Genomic DNA, 19,184 nt, shown 5'->3' with positions numbered 1-19,184 from the left:
TTTTATGAATTTTATCTTTATGGTTTTTTATAATAAATCTGATGTGCTGTATGAAAAGTTTGAGCATGTAAATTGACCAAATCCTCAAGCTTCTGATATCCACCTGCCAGCACAAACATCAGTGGAATTCCTTCCCGCTTCGCAAGATTAAATACCATTTCATCGCGTTTTTGAATTAACTCTGTACTCAACCACGCTGAACCGTAAGGATCTGCTTGATGGCAATCCATGCCTGCTTGGTAAATAATTATATCAGCCTTCCACTCATTGGCTCGTTGAAAAGCCTCATGTATCGCCATGGTATACTGCGCAAAACTCCCATGCTTCGTATGTACATGGCGACTTTCGGCACGTTCATACGTTGGATAGCCAAATGCCAAACCATAAATGCTAAAATTATATAAATTCTCTAATCTTCGGGTAAATTCAGCAGTTCCATCGCCACCATGCTGATCACAATCCAAAATAAAGATTCGTTTATTCGCAAAATGCTGCGCAATCAGTGCCAAGCCATTGAAGGTACAATATGAACCGCCATAGTCATAATTGGCGTGATGAAAACCTTGTGCAATATTGGCTGCAATACCATGTTGAAAAGCCAGCTCCGTCGCCAGTATTTGCCCACCATTGATGGACAAAACTGCGTCACGTAATTGTTCATTCCATGGTTTAAAACCAGCAAAAGTTGCAAGTTTAGTCGGTTGTCCTGTTAAAAATGCCTCCACATATCTTGGAGAATGCAAGGCTTTTAAAATTTCTGGATCTATAGGTTGGGGTTCGTGAAATTTATAATGATTGAATTGTTGTAATTGCTCGGCAACTGCAACAAGTTTTTCCATGCTATTGGTATGTGTTTGAGCAAAATAGCGCGATGAAAAACAAACATTTAACATAAAGTTATCCGAGACTAGCGACTCTCAATTGTGATAATGCAACGTCATTCAGCTGTTTAATTAAGGTTGTATCAGGACTAAATAATCCATTATTCACTTGTTGTTCAAAATGGGTAGTGAACGCTCTTTTCCGATTCTCAGGTGAGATCGCTAAAGTGGTCAATCGTAAAAACCAAAAACCCTGAATTTCTTTATATGGAATGATATAACCTTTGAATTCTTGATTAGGCACTTTATTGTCAATTTGTTCAATATCATATTCTACCGAAAATAAAGAACCAACTGGAATGCGAATACCATTCATGATTAAAGGTTGTAAGTTGATACAGGAATGATCATCCCCCATATTCATTTTTTCAATCAATAATGGGCGGTTTTGTTCATCGATAAAAATATTGATTGAACCTTGTCTCAGCATTGAACGGTGCGCGATTTTCAGGAAAAAATTTTCAGCCATTGGGCAAGAACCTACTTTAGGTTTTCCCGCTAATGTTTGGATTTCAACATAACCGGTTTTTTCGGCTGTCTTCGGTAAAATCACATCTTCCAACATACAACAAATGATTTGGCTTTCTTCAAGTTCAGCCTGCTGAAATAATTTTCTTAAACTTGCTTGGGTCGTAACCTCTTGCTCAACAAGAACTCTAAAATCATCATTTTTTTGTTGCTGCGGGTCAGCGAGAAAGTTTTCAATTGAGCGGTTTTGATCTAGATTATGCCAATCCTCAATATCAAAACCATAGATATTTTTTTGATCAATAATTTTCTTTAATCTTTTAAAGTCATAGTCTTGAAATATTTTTAAATCCGTCGCTTCAACGTTGTCACGAGGAAAATTAATATACTCAGCCAAGACTCGAGTTGCTTGTGTGTATCCACAACCTCGGCGTTCCGTCTGATGCGAATAGTGTTCATTTAACATCTCTGTCAATTTATTTGATAAGGGAAAAACATTTTCCTTAAACAAACGAACGACTTCATGATCTGATGACATATTCTCTATTCCGTTTTATAAAATGATTTAATTTTTAAAAATAAACTATTTATTATGAATAAATTAGCATTATCCCCGAGATAACTCAATATAGCATCTCAAAGCGAATTCCAGCTAGATTAAATGATATATTTCACCTAATAAATGAAGTATTTGTGCTTTTTATACACGTTGCTTATTTTTGTGGAGGAATTGAATATGTTCCAGTGACATGAGCAACAGGATCATCTGAATCTAAAGAGTAAATCCATACCTCACCGACAACTAGAGCTTTACCGACCTTCATTAATTTACAAACACCACGAATATCTACACCGCCAGTAGGCTTACGTAGAAAATTGATATTCATATTGGTCGTTACAGCCAAGCCAATTAATCCGATTTCTCCTAAAATCGCCACATATAAGGCAAAATCAGCCAATGCCATCATGGTTGGACCTGATACTGTTCCACCTGGGCGAATGTCTTGATCACTGACATGCCAAACCAAAGAAGCACCTTTTTCAGTCACTTCTTCGATTTCACAACGCGCTAAGCTTGGTGAAAAAAATTGCTGTAAAAATTCAACGATTTCAGTTTTTGTACTTTTCATCATTCACGTCTTTATATCCTTGACCTAAAACAATATAAAGACTTTTGAGATTGAAAACATCAGAATAAATGAATCAATTACAGTTATTTTAGGTAGCGCAAAGCTTCTGCAAAGACTTGCTCTGGTGTTTGAGTAGCATCTAAACGTTTCATTCTTTGCGCATCACGTAAGTGAATTTCAGAAAAGCCACTACGTACAGACTCAAAGAACACCACTTTTTCTTGTTCAAAACGATCTAAAGCGCCTCGAGCTCGTGCACGATTCATCCCAAGTTCAATCGGTGCATCTAACCAAAAAGTAATATCTGGCATTTTAGAAACAAAATTTTGATTTAACAGTTGTAACTTTTCCCGACTTAAACCACGACCAGCGCATTGATAGGCAAAACTTGAATCGACAAAACGGTCGCATAATACAATTTTGCCTTGTGCCAATGCAGGTAATATCACAGCTGCCAAATGTTGCGCGCGTGCTGCATACATCAACAATAACTCAGTATCATGGCTCATTTGCTCTTCATGATTTACAGACAGCAACAATGAACGGATTTGCTCAGCTAAAGGTGTGCCACCAGGTTCACGCGTTAAAACAACTTGTTTACCTTGCTGTTGAAAATGTTCATACAATTTTTGGATGAGTGTGGTTTTTCCTACCCCTTCAGTTCCTTCAAAACTTATAAACATACTCATTCCTTAACTTTAGATCGCATAACTTCAATATATTGTTGTACCGCACGATTATGGTCATTTAAATTTGAGCTAAATTTATGACCACCATTTCCAGTTGCAACAAAATAAATATTTTCAGAATCATCTGGATGCATTGTCGCTTCAATCGCTTTTTTACTTGGTAGCGCAATCGGCGTAGGCGGTAAACCATTTATCGTGTAGGTATTATAGGCGGTTGGCGTACGCAAATCTTGTTTTGAAATCTTACCTGTATATTTATCCCCCATACCATAAATTACGGTTGGATCCGTTTGTAAACGCATTCCCAATTTCAAACGGCGACAAAATACACCAGAAACTTGCCTAAGCTCACTGTCGACACTGGTTTCTTTCTCTATGATCGACGCCATAATCAAGGCTTCATATTTTGTTTTATAAGGTAAGTTTGGTGCGCGTTTTTCCCAAGCATCATCTAAGATTTTCATTTGACGCTGATACAAATCTGTCAAAATCTGCTTATCGGTAGCCCCTTTATCAAAAAAATAGGTGTCTGGCGCAAACAATCCTTCTGGATGCTCATAAGGAATACCCAATACTTTTAGCATCTCGCCACGAGGAAGCTGAATCACCGATTTTTCAATCAATGGATCTTTATTTAAAGATTGAATCAGTTGCTTTGCCGTTGTACCTTCAATGACCAAAAGTCGACTCATTTGAGCATTTTCAATATTTGACACCATTTCTAAAACTTGGCGTACACTCATGCCTTTGCTGACTTCATAGACTCCAGCTTTCATGGTATCGTGAATGAAAATCTTACGATACAACTTTAAAATAATTGGAAAATTGACTTTATCTTCTTTGGCTAAATCATCAATAAAACCTGTATAGGTTTCTCCGTTTGTAATGGAAAGCTTTTGTTTCGCTCCAGAAACTGGGTAGCTTTTAAAAAGACTCATTTTTAAAATAATGCCAATGATGACTAAAAAAACCACCACAAAAATTGCAATGCCTTTATAGATGTTCGTGCCTGCTTTGGCTTGAGTCTTCTTTTTAGATTTGGGCTTAGATTTCGCTTTAGGCATGAGAATTAAACTGACTTAAATTTAAAGTGTTAAATAACTCAACACAAGGTTGAGTGTCTAAATTCAGATGATTCAATGTTGTCACCGCTTTCATTGGACTTAATGCATTACAGAAAAATAAACTCTGAATATACTTAATTTCATCCATATCAATAAAACGTTGTTCACAGGAAACACCATCATGTTGCATTCGTGACAATATTTCAGCACGCATCACCCCATGCACACCATTATAGCGAAGTTCAGGGGTAATCCATGTATTGTTTATTTGAAAAAAACAATTACTGCTGATCCCTTCGACAATTGAACCTTGCACATCGGTCACCAGTGCTTCTATCCAGCCATTTTGTTGTGCTTCTTTTTTTAGCATGACCTGTTCTAAACGATTCAATGTTTTCAAACCCACTAAATTGGGCATTAATAAACCAATCGCCTGATTTAAAACACCACTTTGAATAAATTCAGGTTGAAAATGACTGGTCGCTTTTGGGTAAAACATCAAATAAAAATCAGCATCATGATCAGGCATCGCATAACCACGATCCCCCTCACCTCGACTCAAAACAAGTTTGAGCGTCCCGTTTAAAATACTAAATTGTTGCTTGAGTAACGCCAAGCTTTGATCCAAAAGCTCAAAATCAAAATTTAGATAAAGTCGTTCTGCCGCCAATTTTATTCGTGCACGATGCAAAGACTCCAGTTCAAAATTTCCTTGATGAAATCTGGCTGTGGTAAAGCAACCATCACCATAATGAAATGCTCGATCCAAAAGTGGAATAGAATCAATTTGTTGAGCATTTTTAAAACAGATCATTACACAATTTCCTGTGGCTTTACCCAATTACATTTTGAAACATACATAACATCTATTTCTCTTTTATTCATATAAAATTCGTTTTTTATTATTTTTTATGAATAAAGACTCGCATTATGCTTACACCATCTTACCGAACTTCAGAAATAAATGGGGCAAAAAATGCAGTTCTCTAAACTTAAATTTGCTGTAGCAGCAGCACTGATTTCAACCACATCTTTCAGCGTGGCAGCAAAAGATTTTTTAAACGTATCTTATGATCCAACACGAGAATTGTACGATAACTTCAACAAACAATTCGCGACATTCTGGAAGTCTAAAACAGGGCAAGACATTCAGTTTAAACAATCTCATGGTGGTTCAGGCAAACAAGCACGAGCAGTGATTGATGGTTTACAGGCTGATGTGGTTACCCTTGCTTTAGCAGCAGATATTGATGCGATTGCACAAAGTACCAATTTATTGCCAAAAGACTGGCAAAAGAAATTTCCTCAGAACTCAACACCATATACATCTACCATCGTATTCTTGGTGCGTAAAGGTAATCCAAAAGGAATCAAAGACTGGGGTGATTTGGTTAAGCCGGGCGTAGAAATCGTTACACCAAACCCGAAAACATCGGGTGGTGCACGTTGGAACTATTTAGCAGCTTGGGCTTGGGCAAAGCATAAATATGGTTCAGATGCAAAAGCGCAAGATTTTGTTCGTCAAATTTATAAACAAACCAAAGTGCTTGACTCAGGTGCGCGCGGTGCAACAACCACATTTGCCGAACGTGGCATCGGTGATGTGTTATTGGCTTGGGAAAACGAAGCTTATCTGTCTACCCGTGAGCAGCCAGGTAAGTTTGAGATCATCACCCCATCATTATCGATCTTGGCTGAACCACCAGTGGCGATCGTAGAAAAGAATGCTGAAAAAGACGGTAATTTAAATCTAGCGAAAGCTTATTTAAACTATTTGTATTCACCTGCCGGTCAGGAAATTGCCGCTAAAAACTTCTATCGTCCTCGTAATGCTGCGACATTGCAAAAATATTCAACCACATTCAAGCCATTGAAATTGGTAACAATTGATAAAGAGTTTGGTGGCTGGACAAAAGTTCAAAAACAACACTTTGACAACAATGGTGTATTTGATCAAATTGTTAAAGCCAATGCGAGTAGTAAATAACTGATCTCAATCAACTTAAACTAAAAAACAGGAGCACCGACATGATTCACACCATTATTGTTCCGGGCGTTGGTGGAAGCGATTACGATCACTGGCAGTCTAAATTACAACGTGAACTCATGTCATGCTCTCGTGTACAGCAACAGGATTGGAACTTACCTATATTAAAAGACTGGGTTGCTGAATTTGTCAGAACTGTATTGAATGCGCCTCAGCCTGTTCAAATTGTTGCACATAGTTTTGGTTGCTTGACGACTGTTGCAGCTTTGGCACAACATCCTGAAATTACCACTAAAGTGAGAAAAGTTATTTTAGTTGCACCAGCTAATCCTACACGTTTTGGTGAAGCTGGTTTTGCTCGAAACAGTATTGGCAATTATGAAAATTATTTTCAAACCTTAAATATTGCTGTTCCAGCTGAAATGATTATTTCTGAAAATGACCCTTGGTTAGACTTTGAAGATGCTCAAAAATTGGCGCGTGCTTGGAAAATCAAGCCAAGAAATTTAGGTCAAGTCGGTCATATCAATGTTGCTTCAGGTTTTGGACATTTTCCAGAAATATATGATCACTTAATCATAGAGCAACAAAAAATCTTTATGAGTAATACTGATGATACCAAGTTGTTTTTTAAATTTGCAATTTAACCATTGCCTTTTAAGCTTGCAAAAATCGTTTTAAATTTGCTTATTGATTTCAATAAGCTTTCTCTCTTTTGAGGAGTCATCATGTCGCAGCGATCCCGAGTGCTGCCAGGTTTTGGTCTTTCACTAGGCTTCACCCTAGCGTATCTATCTTTAATCGTACTGATACCACTTTCTGCCGTATTCATAAAATCATTAGGCGTAGGTTGGGATGGTTTATGGGAAATCTTGAGCTCTGAACGTATTTTAAAATCATTACAGCTCAGTTTTACCACCGCTCTCATTGCAGCCTTGATCAATGTGATTTTTGGTTTTTTATTGGCGTGGTGCTTAGTCCGTTATTCATTTCCAGGCAAACGTATAGTCGATGCTCTAGTCGACTTACCTTTTGCTCTACCTACCGCTGTTGCAGGTATTGCTCTGACCTCTTTATATGCCTCAACCGGCTGGATTGGACAATTGCTTGAACCATTAGGGATTAAAATCGCCTATACATCTCTGGGTATTACCTTAGCCCTGATTTTTATCGGAATCCCTTTCGTTGTACGCACAGTGCAACCTGTATTGAGCGACCTTGAAACAGAACTGGAAGAAGCCGCTTCTGCACTCGGTGCTAATCGTTTTCAAATCGTGACTAAAATCATTTTACCTATTCTCTTCCCAGCATTGTTAACCGGTTTTGCCTTAGCATTTGCACGGGGCGTTGGTGAATATGGTTCAGTTATTTTCATCGCAGGGAATATTCCTTACGAAACTGAAATTGCACCATTGATGATTATTACCCGTTTAGAAGAATATGACTATGCTGGAGCAACCACCATTGCTGTGGTAATGCTTATTATTTCTTTCTTTATTTTACTACTGATTAACTTGATTCAGGCTTGGGCAAGTCGCCGTACAGGGAGAACTGCTCGATGAGCTTAAATACCAACAGCAATGCCTTGGCTGAAAAGCTACAATCTCGTGATGCAACCCGTGAACCAATATGGGTGCGTTATACCCTACTTATTATTGGGTTAATCTTCTTCCTGAGTTGCTTAGTTCTTCCTTTAGTGCTGATTTTTGTTGAGGCATTGAAACAAGGAGTTCAGGTTTATTTCGCATCATTGATCGATCCATACACTTTATCTGCCGTGAAACTCACCTTACTCACCGCAGCAATTGCCGTTCCACTGAATGTTATTTTTGGTGTTACTGCCGCATGGTGTGTCGCTAAATTTAATTTCCGTGGCAAGTCTATCCTCACCACGATTATTGATGCTCCATTTTCTGTATCACCAGTGATTGCGGGTATGATGCTGGTATTGATCTTTGGTTCGCAAGGTTGGATTGGGTCATGGTTAATTGAACATGACATTAAAATTCTATATGCCACACCTGCAATCATCATTGCCACCGTATTTATTACCGTTCCATTTGTTGCCCGTGAATTAATTCCACTCATGGAAGCTCAAGGTACAGAGGAAGAAGAAGCGGCAATTGTACTCGGCGCATCAGGTTGGCAAACCTTTTGGAAAATCACCATTCCCAACATTAAATGGGGGCTGATCTACGGCGTAATTTTGTGTAATGCCCGTGCAATGGGTGAGTTTGGTGCAGTGTCGGTCGTATCTGGGCATATCCGTGGTGAAACCAATACTTTACCCTTACATATTGAAATTTTATATAACGAACCAAATTCGATTAGTGCTGCTTTTGCGGTTTCGACCTTGTTAGCATTTTTGGCAATTATTACCCTTATTTTAAAAACCTGGGTTGAATATCGCCAAGAAAAACAAGACCGTGAAAGTAAAGAATCTACTGTTTCTTAAGGAATTGCACATGAGTATTCAAGTTAAAAATATTGAAAAAAACTTTGGTGCATTCCATGCACTTAAAAACATCTCTCTGGATTTTCCAGAAGGTCAACTGGTTGCCTTACTTGGACCTTCAGGTTGTGGTAAAACCACACTACTTCGTATTATCGCCGGTCTAGAATCAGCAGATCGAGGTCAAGTGATTCTTGAGGGTACAGACGCAACCAATATTCACGTACGTGAACGTCAGGTGGGCTTTGTATTTCAGCACTATGCTTTATTTCGCCATATGACTGTGTATGACAATATCGCATTTGGTTTACGTGTTCGTCCTAAATCAACACGCCCGAATGAAACTGAAATTAAAAAACGTGTTACACGTTTGCTGGATCTGGTTCAATTGGGTTTCTTGGCAGATCGCTATCCTGCGCAACTGTCTGGTGGTCAACGTCAACGTATTGCTTTGGCACGTGCCTTAGCCGTTGAACCTCGTGTGTTGTTACTGGATGAACCATTCGGTGCACTTGATGCCAAGGTCCGTAAAGAATTGCGTCGTTGGCTCAGAACCCTGCATGATGAATTGCATATCACCTCTATTTTTGTGACCCATGACCAAGAAGAAGCATTGGAAGTCGCCGATCAAATCGTGGTGATGAATAAAGGTGATATCGAACAGATTGGCTCGCCACGAGAAGTTTATGAGAAACCAGCAACACCATTTGTCTTTGACTTTTTAGGTCAAGCGAATCGATTTGAAGGTGAGAACCATCAAGGTATTATTCAAATTGGTGATGATCGAATCCAACTGCCTTCAACGCAAAATACGGCTGATGGTAAAGTGATTGCTTTTGCTCGACCAAATGAATTGAGAATTCACGCACAACCGACTGAAAATGCAATTCAAGCAACCTTCTTACGTGAATTATGGATTGCCGGTAAAGTCATGGCAGAGTTACAAGATCGCCAAGGACAACTGATTGAAATTGCTTTAAATCCAGAAGAAGCAAAATTACATCAATACAGACCAAATCAAACAGTTTGGGTAAGTGCATCTACACTTCACCTATTTGAAAATCAAGTCGCGTAATCGTCGACAGGATGAGTACTCCCCACCTACTCATCCACATTTGAGGTATGGAACATCATGAACTTTCAACAATTACGAATTATCCGAGAAACGGTTCGTCAAAACTACAATTTAACTGAAGCTTCAGCTGCACTTTACACATCTCAATCAGGTGTCAGTAAACACATCAAAGATTTAGAAGATGAATTAGGTGTGCAACTGTTTGTTCGTAAAGGCAAACGCCTATTAGGCTTAACAGAACCAGGACAAGCCTTGCTCAGTATTGTTGAACGTATGTTGATTGATGCTGACAACATTAAACGTCTTGCAGATGACTTTAATAAAGTCGATGAAGGGACATTGACGATTGCAACAACACATACCCAAGCACGTTATGTGTTACCCCCAATCGTGAATTTATTTAAAAAAGCATTTCCGAAAGTGCATTTGATTTTACAACAAGCCAGTCCTGTTGAAATTTCAGAAATGTTACTTTTAGGTTTGGCAGATATTGGTATTGCGACTGAATCACTGACAACCGAAGAAAACTTGGGAAGCGTGTCATTCTATAATTGGAAACACAGCATTATTACCCCTCAAGACCATCCACTGACTAAACTTAATCCTAAAGACATTACTTTAGAAAAATTGGCTGAATATCCAATCATTACTTATCACGGTGGTTTCACAGGTCGTTCAAAAATTGATAAAGCCTTTGAAGATGCCAATCTTGATGTTGATATCGTGATGTCTGCACTGGATGCCGATGTGATAAAAACCTATGTTGAGCTTGGCATGGGTGTTGGTATTGTCAATGATGTGGCTTACGATACAGAACGTGATCATCGTTTAAAACAAATTGATACTGATATTTTTGGTTTAAATACCACTTGGATTGCAGTACGTAAAGGTCATTTACTGCGTGGTTATGGTTATGAGTTTATTTCACTCTGCTCACCAGAGGCGGATATTAAAGCCTTAAAGAAAATCGCCTACCCTGAAGATTAAGTTTATACAAGAAACTTAATCAGCCAAACAGATAAGAAAGAGCGCATTTTTGCGCTCTCTCTTCATTAAATTAAAATATCCAAAAGCACAACGCATATTCTTAAGAAAAACTAAAACTATTGATTTTATTTATTATTTATCAAAAGAGAATCTTTTTAGTATAAAATTTAGTCTAAATCATATTTTAATATTGTCATTTTGGGGACAAGGATGAATTATCAGATCTGGGGTTTAGCCATCGGGGGCGTTATTCCTCTATTTAGTCATGCCGCAGGTATGGAAAAATCTGATCAATCCGTCCGCACTTTTCTTGAACCGAATCATTACCTAGAACTATCTTATGCTGAGCTTTATGCTGATGTATCTGGACAATTACCTCAACACGAACAATTAAAACAACAAGGTATTGATGATTTTTCTACAGGCAACTTGGTCAATACTTATCATTTCGTCAATGCAGCAGCAAAATTACAAATCGCACCACAGTGGTCATTTGGTTTAATCTACGACCAACCTTATGGTGTTGACATTGCTTATCAATACCGCCCTCAGACTAATCATGAAAAACAACTTTTAGAGTCTGGTCAATTTAATTTTGATAGTCAAAATCTCACCATGTTGGTGGGTTATCAACCTACTACTCATTGGAATATCTATACTGGAGCGGTTTATCAACAATTTGAAGGCGAATTAAATATTTTTGGTGCAAACTATTCAGCACTGAGTGGCTATCAGGCAAAATTTAAGCAAAGTGCTGGTCATGGATGGTTAGCAGGTTTAAGTTATCAAATTCCAGAATATGCCTTAAAAAGCTCACTGACTTATCGATCTAAAATCAATCATCAATCAGCAGTGACAGAGTATATTTCTGGGCAAAATTTAACAGTAATTCCGTTTGAAAAAACGCGAATTTCTACACCACAATCTGTCAATTTAGAAATTCAGTCTGGTTTAACAGAAAACAATATTGTCTATAGTCAGCTTCGTTGGGTCAATTGGAAAGACTTTGAAATTCAGCCTAGACAATTTGGTGCTGTGGTTGATTATGCAGTTCAACAATATCCTGAATTAATCAAACCATTCAATCTGATTGACTATAAAAACAATCAATGGTCTGCAAAACTCGGTATTGCCCATATGCTTTCAGATCAATGGCTTACCACAGCTGATATATCATGGGATTCGGGCAGTGATAATCCTGCTGGAACGCTCAATCCTTCTGACGGCTTTTATGCATTAGGCTTAGGTAGCTTATATAACATCAATAAAAGCAGTTTTATTTCCTATGGCATCAAGTATTTTCGATTTAATAAAGCAAAAATTGCAGATTTGGATGCCAATAGCCCAATCACTCAAAATTCTACTTTATCCGAAGTAGGTCGAAATACTGCATTTGCACATGGAATTCGTATTGGGTACCGTTTTTAGCTTAGTTTGATCATTTATTCTATACATAAAAAAACGAGCCGAAGCTCGTTTTTTCTATACAAATCCCGAATGAATTACCAGTGGTAGCTTACACCTACTTTACCTACTGGAAGCCATTGATATTTGTCATCGTTACGGATTTTATTTTCTAAACGATCAGCTGCATCTGCGCCAGAAGTTGGATCTAAACTACCCACCTCTTGTAAACCAACAGCTTTTAAGTTAGCTGATGGATTACCTGTGTAATAAGCACCAACTTCACCAAATACACCAATATTTTTGGTGATTTTTGGAGCCCAACCAAAGCCGATGTATGGTGCAATTTGGTTATCATAATCTACTTTACCATTGATACTACCATTACCTGTTGGCGCATAATAGTTTTTACCATCAATTTTCAAAGTATCATTTGAGTTATGTAATGATTTCTTCAAATCATATTTACTGTCAACATACCCCACACCAGCTGCTACATAAAGACCTTGAGCCAATGCATTTTCACTTGCACCCCAAGGACGAATTTCAGCATTTAAGTAAGTCAGGTTGTTGTCTAAATCCATGTCATATTTAGTGCCATCAATAGACAAATCATCAGACCAAGAAATATCACCACCATTATAACCCAATGCTAAACCAACATATGGGTTAGCAGTCCAAAGTAAAGCACCGCCGTAACCAGTTGTACCTACTTCAAGACGAGCACCTGTCGGGATTAATTGATTAGCTTCAAAAGCATAACCTTGATCAACAACAGACCCATCAGCCATTGCTAGACCAGAAGCAGATAATGCAGCTGTTACCGCTAATAGTTTTAACACTTTCATTTATGTCTCCTCAAAAAATAGAGTTTGTTCTTTAATCATTAATGTGTTTGGTTCGAAATGATAATATGTGATTCGATCTACACAATTAATAGAGAAATTGATTACTTTTTGTTATTTTTTGATACAATTAGATATTAATTGTTGTTTTTAAAAGAAATAAATTAAATTAAAACTTAATAATTCACTTATTTGATTGTTTTATTTTAAATTATGGGATGAGTTTTTTCGATTGAAACTAGATTTTATCTCTAATTTGAGTCCAATTTGGTGTAGAATCTTTAAAATTTTTTTGGGAAGGATGATTATGTCTCAGCTTTCAACGATCATTGAACAAGCGTTTGAAAACCGTGCCAACTTTACAGCAGTAGATTGCCCTGCTGAAGTACGTCAAGCTGTTGAAGAAGCTATTGCTGGTTTAGATAACGGCACACTTCGCGTAGCTGAAAAAATTGACGGTGAATGGGTGGTTCACCAATGGTTGAAAAAAGCTGTTTTATTATCTTTTAAATTAAATGATAACAAACCAATCGAATCTTGTGACCTTCGTTTCTATGACAAAGTAGATACTAAGTTTAAAGGTTGGACAGAAGAGCAATTTAAAGCTTCAGGTGTACGTGTTGTACCTCCTGCTGTAGCGCGTAAAGGTTCATTCCAAGCTAAAAATGTTGTATTGATGCCATCATATGTCAACATTGGTGCTTATGTAGATGAAGGTACGATGGTTGACACTTGGGCGACTGTAGGTTCATGTGCTCAAATTGGTAAAAATGTTCACCTTTCAGGTGGTGTAGGTATTGGTGGTGTACTTGAGCCACTTCAAGCGAACCCAACAATCATTGAAGACAATTGCTTTATCGGTGCACGTTCTGAAATCGTTGAAGGTGTGATTGTTGAAGAAGGTTCTGTGATTTCAATGGGCGTTTTCATCGGTCAATCAACCAAGATTTATGATCGTGAAACTGGTGAAATCCATTATGGACGTGTACCAGCAGGTTCTGTTGTTGTTTCAGGCAGCCTACCATCTAAATGTGGTACATATAGCTTATATGCAGCAATTATTGTCAAGAAAGTAGATGCGAAAACTCGTGCAAAAACTAGCTTGAACGAATTACTTCGCGAAGACTAAGCTTTATTCATTCTTGGTTGCATTTTAGATTTATTATCGATCTAAAGCACCAAGCGGAGTCATCAATACTCCCATCTCTACGGTCAACAATGATCGTAGAGATTTTTCATTTTGTAATCTGTGGTAAATCTCATGAGTTCTCTTCGTTCTTCAACTATTCCTGTTTCTGATCCATCTGCGGGGTTGCGTATCACGGAGATTTTCTATTCATTACAAGGTGAAGCCAATACTTTAGGTTTACCTACTGTTTTTATTCGATTAACAGGTTGCCCACTACGTTGCACCTATTGTGATACCACTTATTCTTTTGAAGGTGGCGAACGTCAATCACTTGATCAAATTATTCAAACTGCTTTAGATTATAAAACTCCCTATATTTGTGTTACAGGTGGAGAGCCACTTGCTCAACCTAATGCACTGCCATTAATGCAACGTCTTGCTGATTTGGGCTGTGAGGTTTCTTTAGAAACCAGTGGTGCACTGGATGTTTCCAAAGTTGACTCTCGTGTTTCCAAAGTTTTAGATTTAAAAACACCTACTTCAGGTGAAGTAACTCGAAATTTAATCACTAACTTTGAACATTTGACCCCACACGACCAAATCAAATTTGTGATTTGTAATCGTGAAGACTATGAATGGTCAAAACAGCAAGTAGAACACTATGCTTTAAATCAAAAAGTCAGCACTGTATGGTTCTCACCTGCTTTTGCTGTTGAAAAAGGTGCAACACGTTTACCACAACTGGCACGTGATTTAGCCCAATGGATTTTAGAAGACCATCTCCCTGTTCGTTTCCAATTGCAGTTACATAAATTGCTTTGGAATGATGAAACTGGTCGTTAATCTACCGTTATTTATTAATATTTGGAGAATTGGATATGCGCCCTCGTGCCATAGTTTTGCTATCTGGTGGCTTAGACTCAACAACTTGCTTAGCATGGGCTCAAGCCAATTATGACTGTATCGCATTAAGTTTTATGTATGGTCAACGCTCAACCACGGAACTTGATGCGGCACGTGCTTTAACCAAAAATGCTGGTGTAGAACATCGTGTCATCAATATTGACTTGGGTAATTTAGGTGGTTCTGCACTTACAGACCATAACATTGATGTGCCTGATCATGAAACTGATGGTATTCCTGTAACTTATGTTCCAGCACGTAACACTATTTTCTTGTCTTATGCACTCGCAGCAGCGGAAGTTTTTGATGCCCAAGCCATTGTTATCGGCATCAATGCTGTTGATTATTCAGGATATCCTGACTGTCGTCCTGAATTTATCGAAGCTTTCGCCAATATGGCTCGACTTGCCACTAAAGTTGGAGTAGAAGGAAAACCTCTTAAATTTGAAACACCTCTGTTACATTTATCCAAAGCGAATATAATACGCTTAGGGATCGAACATGGCGTAGACTATAGTCAAACGGTTTCATGCTACCAAGCAGATGACCAAGGACGTGCTTGTGGCAAATGTGATAGCTGCCGACTTCGTAAAGAAGGCTTTAAAGATGCAGGTGTTGCAGACCCAACACGTTATATACCGCAATAACAAGGTACTGTTTATGAAAAATTTAAAATCAAGTCTTATTCTTTCTGCTTTATTTTCAGCTTCGGCTTTAATGGGATCTACGGCTTTCGCTGCTGAGTCAAATGCAATTCAACAAGCCTATAAAAGTGCCAATGTTAAATCTGCACTGATTGGTGTTTGTAAAACAGAAACTGCGAAAGGTGGGAAACTCACTGCCGCTGAAGTTAGCAAATACTGTACATGTGCTGTTGAATCTGACGGTAAATTGACCAATGATCAAAAATGGCAAATTCAAAGTGCCATTAACCAAAAGAAAAGCCCAGCAACTTTAGCTTTCGTTCAAAAAAATAACCAAGACCTTCAAACGTGTTTTGGTCCTCAGTTAACAGGTAAATTAAAAACCTTAACTGAAGAAGCAATGAAAGCTGCACAAGCGAAGAAATAATTCTTGTTGTGTTCAAGAGCCTGCCTATGCAGGCTCTTTTTATATGTAAATGGTATAAATACGATGCATACTTCATGGAACAGAACTGTAATACAACAGCAAAAGTTTGTTGCATCCTATAGTGGTGGTAAAGATAGTAGTCTCGCCTTATATCACGCATTGCAAACGGGAGAAGCTATTGTTCTGATTGTCATGCTTGAAGAACAAGGACTTAAATCTCGTTCTCACGCAATGCCACTTGATATTATAGATGCACAGGCTGAGTTGATTGGTTTACCGATATTAAAAGCATCAGCAACTTGGAATGACTACGAACAACAGTTTTTAAGCCTGCTAAAGCAAGCCAAACGATTAGGTGCTGAAACGCTTGTAACTGGAGATATTGATCTGATTCAACATGCACAATGGAATCAATCCATGTGTGATCAAAGCCAATTAAATTTGGTCATGCCTTTATGGCAGAAACCGCGGCTTGATATTGTTAGCGAATTTATTGAATTAGGTTTTGTCAGCATAATTGTCACGATCAACTTAAATCTAGGTATGCGAGTTGAAGATCTTGGTCAAACACTAACCGTTGAGTTTGTAAAAGAATTGATTGAGCGTGGAATTGATCCTTGTGGTGAGGCGGGTGAATTTCATACGACCCTTATTGATGGTCCTATTTTTAAAGCACCACTTTTGCTTGATAAAGGTGATATTCTCTATCATGAAAATTATGCTTTTTTAACACTACAACTTAAACAAAATCATCTTGAAGGATAACCTATGACTGAACAAATCAAACTTCCAAATCAAAAGTTTCCAACAACAACTGGTGAAATTAACCTTTCTGAACTCAGTACAGATTGGTTGGTTCTATATTTTTATCCGAAGGACTCCACACCGGGTTGTACAACTCAAGCGGTTGGTTTTTCATGCATCAAAGATCAATTTGACGCATTGAACACAACGATTATTGGTGTTTCTCGTGATTCAGTCAAAGCACATCAGAACTTCACTGACAAGCAATCATTGACCATTAATCTCATCAGCGACAAAGATGAAACGTTATGCAAACACTTTGACGTGATCAAAGAAAAAAATATGTATGGTAAAATAGTGATGGGAATAGAACGCTCAACATTTATTTATCATCAAGGCAAGTTGGTCAAAGAATATCGCAAAGTAAAAGCTGCGGGACACGCTGAACAAGTTTTAGAAGATTTAAAAACCTTGCAAAAAGCTTAATGATGGTTATCCCCCTACTCGCGCTAAAGTTGAAATATTTTTAGGCTTGCAGGGGGATTTAAAATATTCTCAAGCATGGATATTTTAAATACTCAACAATCATGAGTGTTTTCAATCCAAATTCATTCTGAATCTGTTAGCGCATATGGATCAAAGCACCAGCGATAAAGCAATTGCCCACATCACTAACGCAATAATGAAATCTAAAATTTGCCATGATCTTTGATTTTGAAAAATTGGCAATAAAAAACGTGCGCCAAAACCCAAGCTAAAAAAGAATAACCACGATGCAGTCACCGCACCCATTGCAAAATACACAGCAGTAGATTCAAACTTGGTTGAGATCGAACCAATCAACACCACAGTATCCAGATATACATGTGGATTAAGCCAAGTTAAGGCAAGACAAATCATGACCATTTTAAACAGCTGAGACTCATTGTTTTCACTTGGAGCCAGACCGCTGGACGCTCTAAAAGCTTGAATAAAATGTTGTACCCCATAGACCAATAAAAAAATCGCACCAAAATATTTTGCCCAATCGACAAATTCAGGATGAGTTTGGATAATTTTTGCAAAGCCTAACACGCCCAATAAAATCAAAATCGAATCTGATGCAGCGCAAACCACGCAAATCCAAAATACATTTTGTTTTTTTAAACCTTGTTTAAGTACAAATGCATTTTGTGCGCCAATTGCAATAATCAAACTAAATCCAACTGCCAAACCCTGCATATAGCTTTGCAACATCTCAAACTACACTTTTAACATATTAATAAATGGTGCTATTATCCAAATTTAGTTGATAAAATGAGTATTTCTAAATAAATTTCAACTTAACTAAATTTTTCTTATTTTATGTTTATCGTTATAATTGAACGACGATATAACACTGCAAAATAACAGCTACGAATTAATAGGATAATCATGCTACAAAGCAAACACAGTGAAGCTTTTCTGGCTGTTGCGGAGACTGGAAGTTTTGAACAAGCTGCAATACGACTAAATATCACTGCTTCAGCTGTCACACTTCGAGTACAAACTTTAGAGAAGCAACTTGGACAAGTGCTGATTATTCGAGAAAGACCTTGCAAAGTTACACAAGCAGGACAAGACGTTTTACTTTTTCTACAGCATCATCGCTTAATGGAGCAAAATTTAATTCAGAGTCTACAAGGACAATCTGCACAATCCCAATTTTTTAAATTAAATATTGCCTCAAATGCCGACTCACTTACCACTTGGCTGCTTCCCCTTTTTCAACAAACCTTAATCAAAGAAAAAATTGTGATTGATTTTAAGATTGATGATCAAACCCAAACCCATCATTTGCTTGAGGCGGGACTGGTCAATGCCTGTATATCTACCGAGGCGCAAGCGATGAAAGGTTGTGAAGCCATTCATTTAGGCAAAATGAATTATCAAATGGTGGCAACCCCATCATTTGTGCAAAAGTATTTAGCTCAAGGTCTACATCGGGAAGTGCTTAGACATACGCCAGCTGTGATTTTTAATGACAAAGATCATGTTCATGGCGAGGTTTTACAACAGCTTTTTGGCTTAATGCCAAACAGCTATCCTTGCCACTTTATTCCCTCCACCAATTCATTTGTCGATGCTATTTTGCTTGATCTTGGCTATGGCATGGTGCCTGAAATGCAAATTCAGAAAGAATTATCTACAGGGCAATTGGTAGAAATTTTACCTAAAGCTAGAACAGATTTACATCTCTATTGGCATCATTGGAAACAGCAATCAAAACAATTGGATCAGTTAACTTCAACTTTGATTTCACATACGCAAGCGATTTTAATCTAATATCAAAAGTCAAAAATCATTTAAAAATGGAGTATTACCATATCTTTAGCC

At 37.8% G+C, this 19,184-nt stretch carries 22 protein-coding genes; 14 read left to right on the top strand and 8 right to left on the bottom strand.

Annotated elements, in window-relative coordinates:
* Positions 1 to 17 precede the first annotated feature (17 nt).
* The 6 genes from TOL5_RS06305 to pabC all read right to left on the bottom strand — a co-directional run bounded on the left by TOL5_RS06305 (position 18) and on the right by pabC (position 5,046).
* Positions 18 to 893, bottom strand: a complete 876-nt coding sequence (locus TOL5_RS06305; protein ID WP_100885663.1) for a histone deacetylase — start codon at positions 891 to 893, stop codon at positions 18 to 20.
* 4 nt (positions 894 to 897) lie between these two features.
* A complete protein-coding gene (locus TOL5_RS06300) occupies positions 898 to 1,887 on the bottom strand; it encodes a hypothetical protein (RefSeq protein ID WP_009584197.1) in 990 nt (329 codons plus the stop codon).
* 175 nt (positions 1,888 to 2,062) lie between these two features.
* A complete protein-coding gene (locus TOL5_RS06295; protein WP_010591279.1) occupies positions 2,063 to 2,479 on the bottom strand; it encodes a PaaI family thioesterase in 417 nt (138 codons plus the stop codon).
* 83 nt (positions 2,480 to 2,562) lie between these two features.
* Positions 2,563 to 3,162, bottom strand: a complete 600-nt coding sequence (gene tmk / locus TOL5_RS06290; RefSeq protein WP_004829305.1) for a dTMP kinase — start codon at positions 3,160 to 3,162, stop codon at positions 2,563 to 2,565.
* Between the two features lie 2 nt (positions 3,163 to 3,164).
* Positions 3,165 to 4,232 carry an endolytic transglycosylase MltG gene (gene mltG / locus TOL5_RS06285; protein WP_009584171.1) on the bottom strand — a complete coding sequence of 356 codons (1,068 nt, stop codon included), beginning with the start codon at positions 4,230 to 4,232 and terminating at the stop codon, positions 3,165 to 3,167.
* Positions 4,225 to 5,046 carry an aminodeoxychorismate lyase gene (pabC, locus tag TOL5_RS06280; RefSeq protein WP_009584155.1) on the bottom strand — a complete coding sequence of 274 codons (822 nt, stop codon included), beginning with the start codon at positions 5,044 to 5,046 and terminating at the stop codon, positions 4,225 to 4,227. The genes mltG and pabC overlap by 8 nt, the downstream gene beginning before the upstream one ends.
* Before the next feature lie 162 nt (positions 5,047 to 5,208).
* Here pabC and TOL5_RS06275 point away from each other — a divergent pair, with 162 nt between their 5' ends.
* The 7 genes from TOL5_RS06275 (at position 5,209) to TOL5_RS06245 (ending at position 12,161) form a co-directional block, all read left to right on the top strand.
* Complete coding sequence (locus TOL5_RS06275) at positions 5,209 to 6,219, top strand: sulfate ABC transporter substrate-binding protein (RefSeq protein ID WP_035300052.1); 1,011 nt, start codon at positions 5,209 to 5,211, stop codon at positions 6,217 to 6,219.
* A gap of 41 nt (positions 6,220 to 6,260) precedes the next feature.
* The gene (locus TOL5_RS06270; RefSeq protein ID WP_009584152.1) at positions 6,261 to 6,866 is read left to right on the top strand and encodes an RBBP9/YdeN family alpha/beta hydrolase; all 606 of its coding nucleotides are present in this window, start codon (positions 6,261 to 6,263) and stop codon (positions 6,864 to 6,866) included.
* Between the two features lie 81 nt (positions 6,867 to 6,947).
* Complete coding sequence (gene cysT / locus TOL5_RS06265; protein WP_035300041.1) at positions 6,948 to 7,781, top strand: sulfate ABC transporter permease subunit CysT; 834 nt, start codon at positions 6,948 to 6,950, stop codon at positions 7,779 to 7,781.
* Positions 7,778 to 8,674, top strand: coding sequence for a sulfate ABC transporter permease subunit CysW (cysW, locus tag TOL5_RS06260; RefSeq protein ID WP_009584164.1), 897 nt, complete (start codon positions 7,778 to 7,780; stop codon positions 8,672 to 8,674). Before cysT ends, cysW begins: the two co-directional genes overlap by 4 nt.
* Before the next feature lie 10 nt (positions 8,675 to 8,684).
* Entirely contained in the window at positions 8,685 to 9,746 is a 1,062-nt protein-coding gene (locus TOL5_RS06255; RefSeq protein ID WP_004829320.1) for a sulfate/molybdate ABC transporter ATP-binding protein, read from the top strand.
* A 57-nt stretch (positions 9,747 to 9,803) separates the two neighbouring features.
* A complete protein-coding gene (locus TOL5_RS06250; protein ID WP_004829323.1) occupies positions 9,804 to 10,733 on the top strand; it encodes a CysB family HTH-type transcriptional regulator in 930 nt (309 codons plus the stop codon).
* 210 nt (positions 10,734 to 10,943) lie between these two features.
* Complete coding sequence (locus TOL5_RS06245; protein WP_009584117.1) at positions 10,944 to 12,161, top strand: outer membrane protein transport protein; 1,218 nt, start codon at positions 10,944 to 10,946, stop codon at positions 12,159 to 12,161.
* Positions 12,162 to 12,235: 74 nt separating this feature from the next.
* On the opposite strand, the gene carO is transcribed toward TOL5_RS06245, so the two are convergent.
* Positions 12,236 to 12,985, bottom strand: a complete 750-nt coding sequence (gene carO / locus TOL5_RS06240; protein ID WP_009584129.1) for an ornithine uptake porin CarO — start codon at positions 12,983 to 12,985, stop codon at positions 12,236 to 12,238.
* Between the two features lie 304 nt (positions 12,986 to 13,289).
* Between carO and dapD the strand changes: the two genes are divergently transcribed.
* The 6 genes from dapD (at position 13,290) to TOL5_RS06210 (ending at position 17,315) form a co-directional block, all read left to right on the top strand.
* Positions 13,290 to 14,111, top strand: a complete 822-nt coding sequence (gene dapD / locus TOL5_RS06235) for a 2,3,4,5-tetrahydropyridine-2,6-dicarboxylate N-succinyltransferase (protein ID WP_004829328.1) — start codon at positions 13,290 to 13,292, stop codon at positions 14,109 to 14,111.
* 132 nt (positions 14,112 to 14,243) lie between these two features.
* The gene (gene queE, locus TOL5_RS06230) at positions 14,244 to 14,954 is read left to right on the top strand and encodes a 7-carboxy-7-deazaguanine synthase QueE (protein WP_009584223.1); all 711 of its coding nucleotides are present in this window, start codon (positions 14,244 to 14,246) and stop codon (positions 14,952 to 14,954) included.
* 35 nt (positions 14,955 to 14,989) lie between these two features.
* A complete protein-coding gene (gene queC / locus TOL5_RS06225; protein ID WP_009584190.1) occupies positions 14,990 to 15,661 on the top strand; it encodes a 7-cyano-7-deazaguanine synthase QueC in 672 nt (223 codons plus the stop codon).
* A gap of 13 nt (positions 15,662 to 15,674) precedes the next feature.
* A complete protein-coding gene (locus tag TOL5_RS06220) occupies positions 15,675 to 16,085 on the top strand; it encodes a hypothetical protein (RefSeq protein ID WP_004829333.1) in 411 nt (136 codons plus the stop codon).
* 63 nt (positions 16,086 to 16,148) lie between these two features.
* Entirely contained in the window at positions 16,149 to 16,850 is a 702-nt protein-coding gene (locus TOL5_RS06215; protein ID WP_009584142.1) for a diphthine--ammonia ligase, read from the top strand.
* A 3-nt stretch (positions 16,851 to 16,853) separates the two neighbouring features.
* Entirely contained in the window at positions 16,854 to 17,315 is a 462-nt protein-coding gene (locus tag TOL5_RS06210) for a peroxiredoxin (RefSeq protein ID WP_121774732.1), read from the top strand.
* Positions 17,316 to 17,465: 150 nt separating this feature from the next.
* Here the strand turns inward: TOL5_RS06210 and TOL5_RS06205 are convergent, their stop codons facing one another.
* Entirely contained in the window at positions 17,466 to 18,065 is a 600-nt protein-coding gene (locus TOL5_RS06205; protein ID WP_121774731.1) for a LysE/ArgO family amino acid transporter, read from the bottom strand.
* Between the two features lie 177 nt (positions 18,066 to 18,242).
* Between TOL5_RS06205 and TOL5_RS06200 the strand changes: the two genes are divergently transcribed.
* Positions 18,243 to 19,133 (top strand): LysR family transcriptional regulator ArgP, encoded by an 891-nt coding sequence (locus TOL5_RS06200; RefSeq protein WP_121774730.1) that lies wholly within the window; start codon positions 18,243 to 18,245, stop codon positions 19,131 to 19,133.
* Positions 19,134 to 19,184 lie beyond the last annotated feature (51 nt).

The sequence above is a fragment of the Acinetobacter sp. Tol 5 genome, from assembly GCF_019702905.1.
GTDB classification, from domain to species: Bacteria; Pseudomonadota; Gammaproteobacteria; order Pseudomonadales; family Moraxellaceae; genus Acinetobacter; species Acinetobacter bereziniae.
Note: the sequence above shows the minus strand (reverse complement) of the source record. Positions and strands in the feature narration are given on the sequence as shown.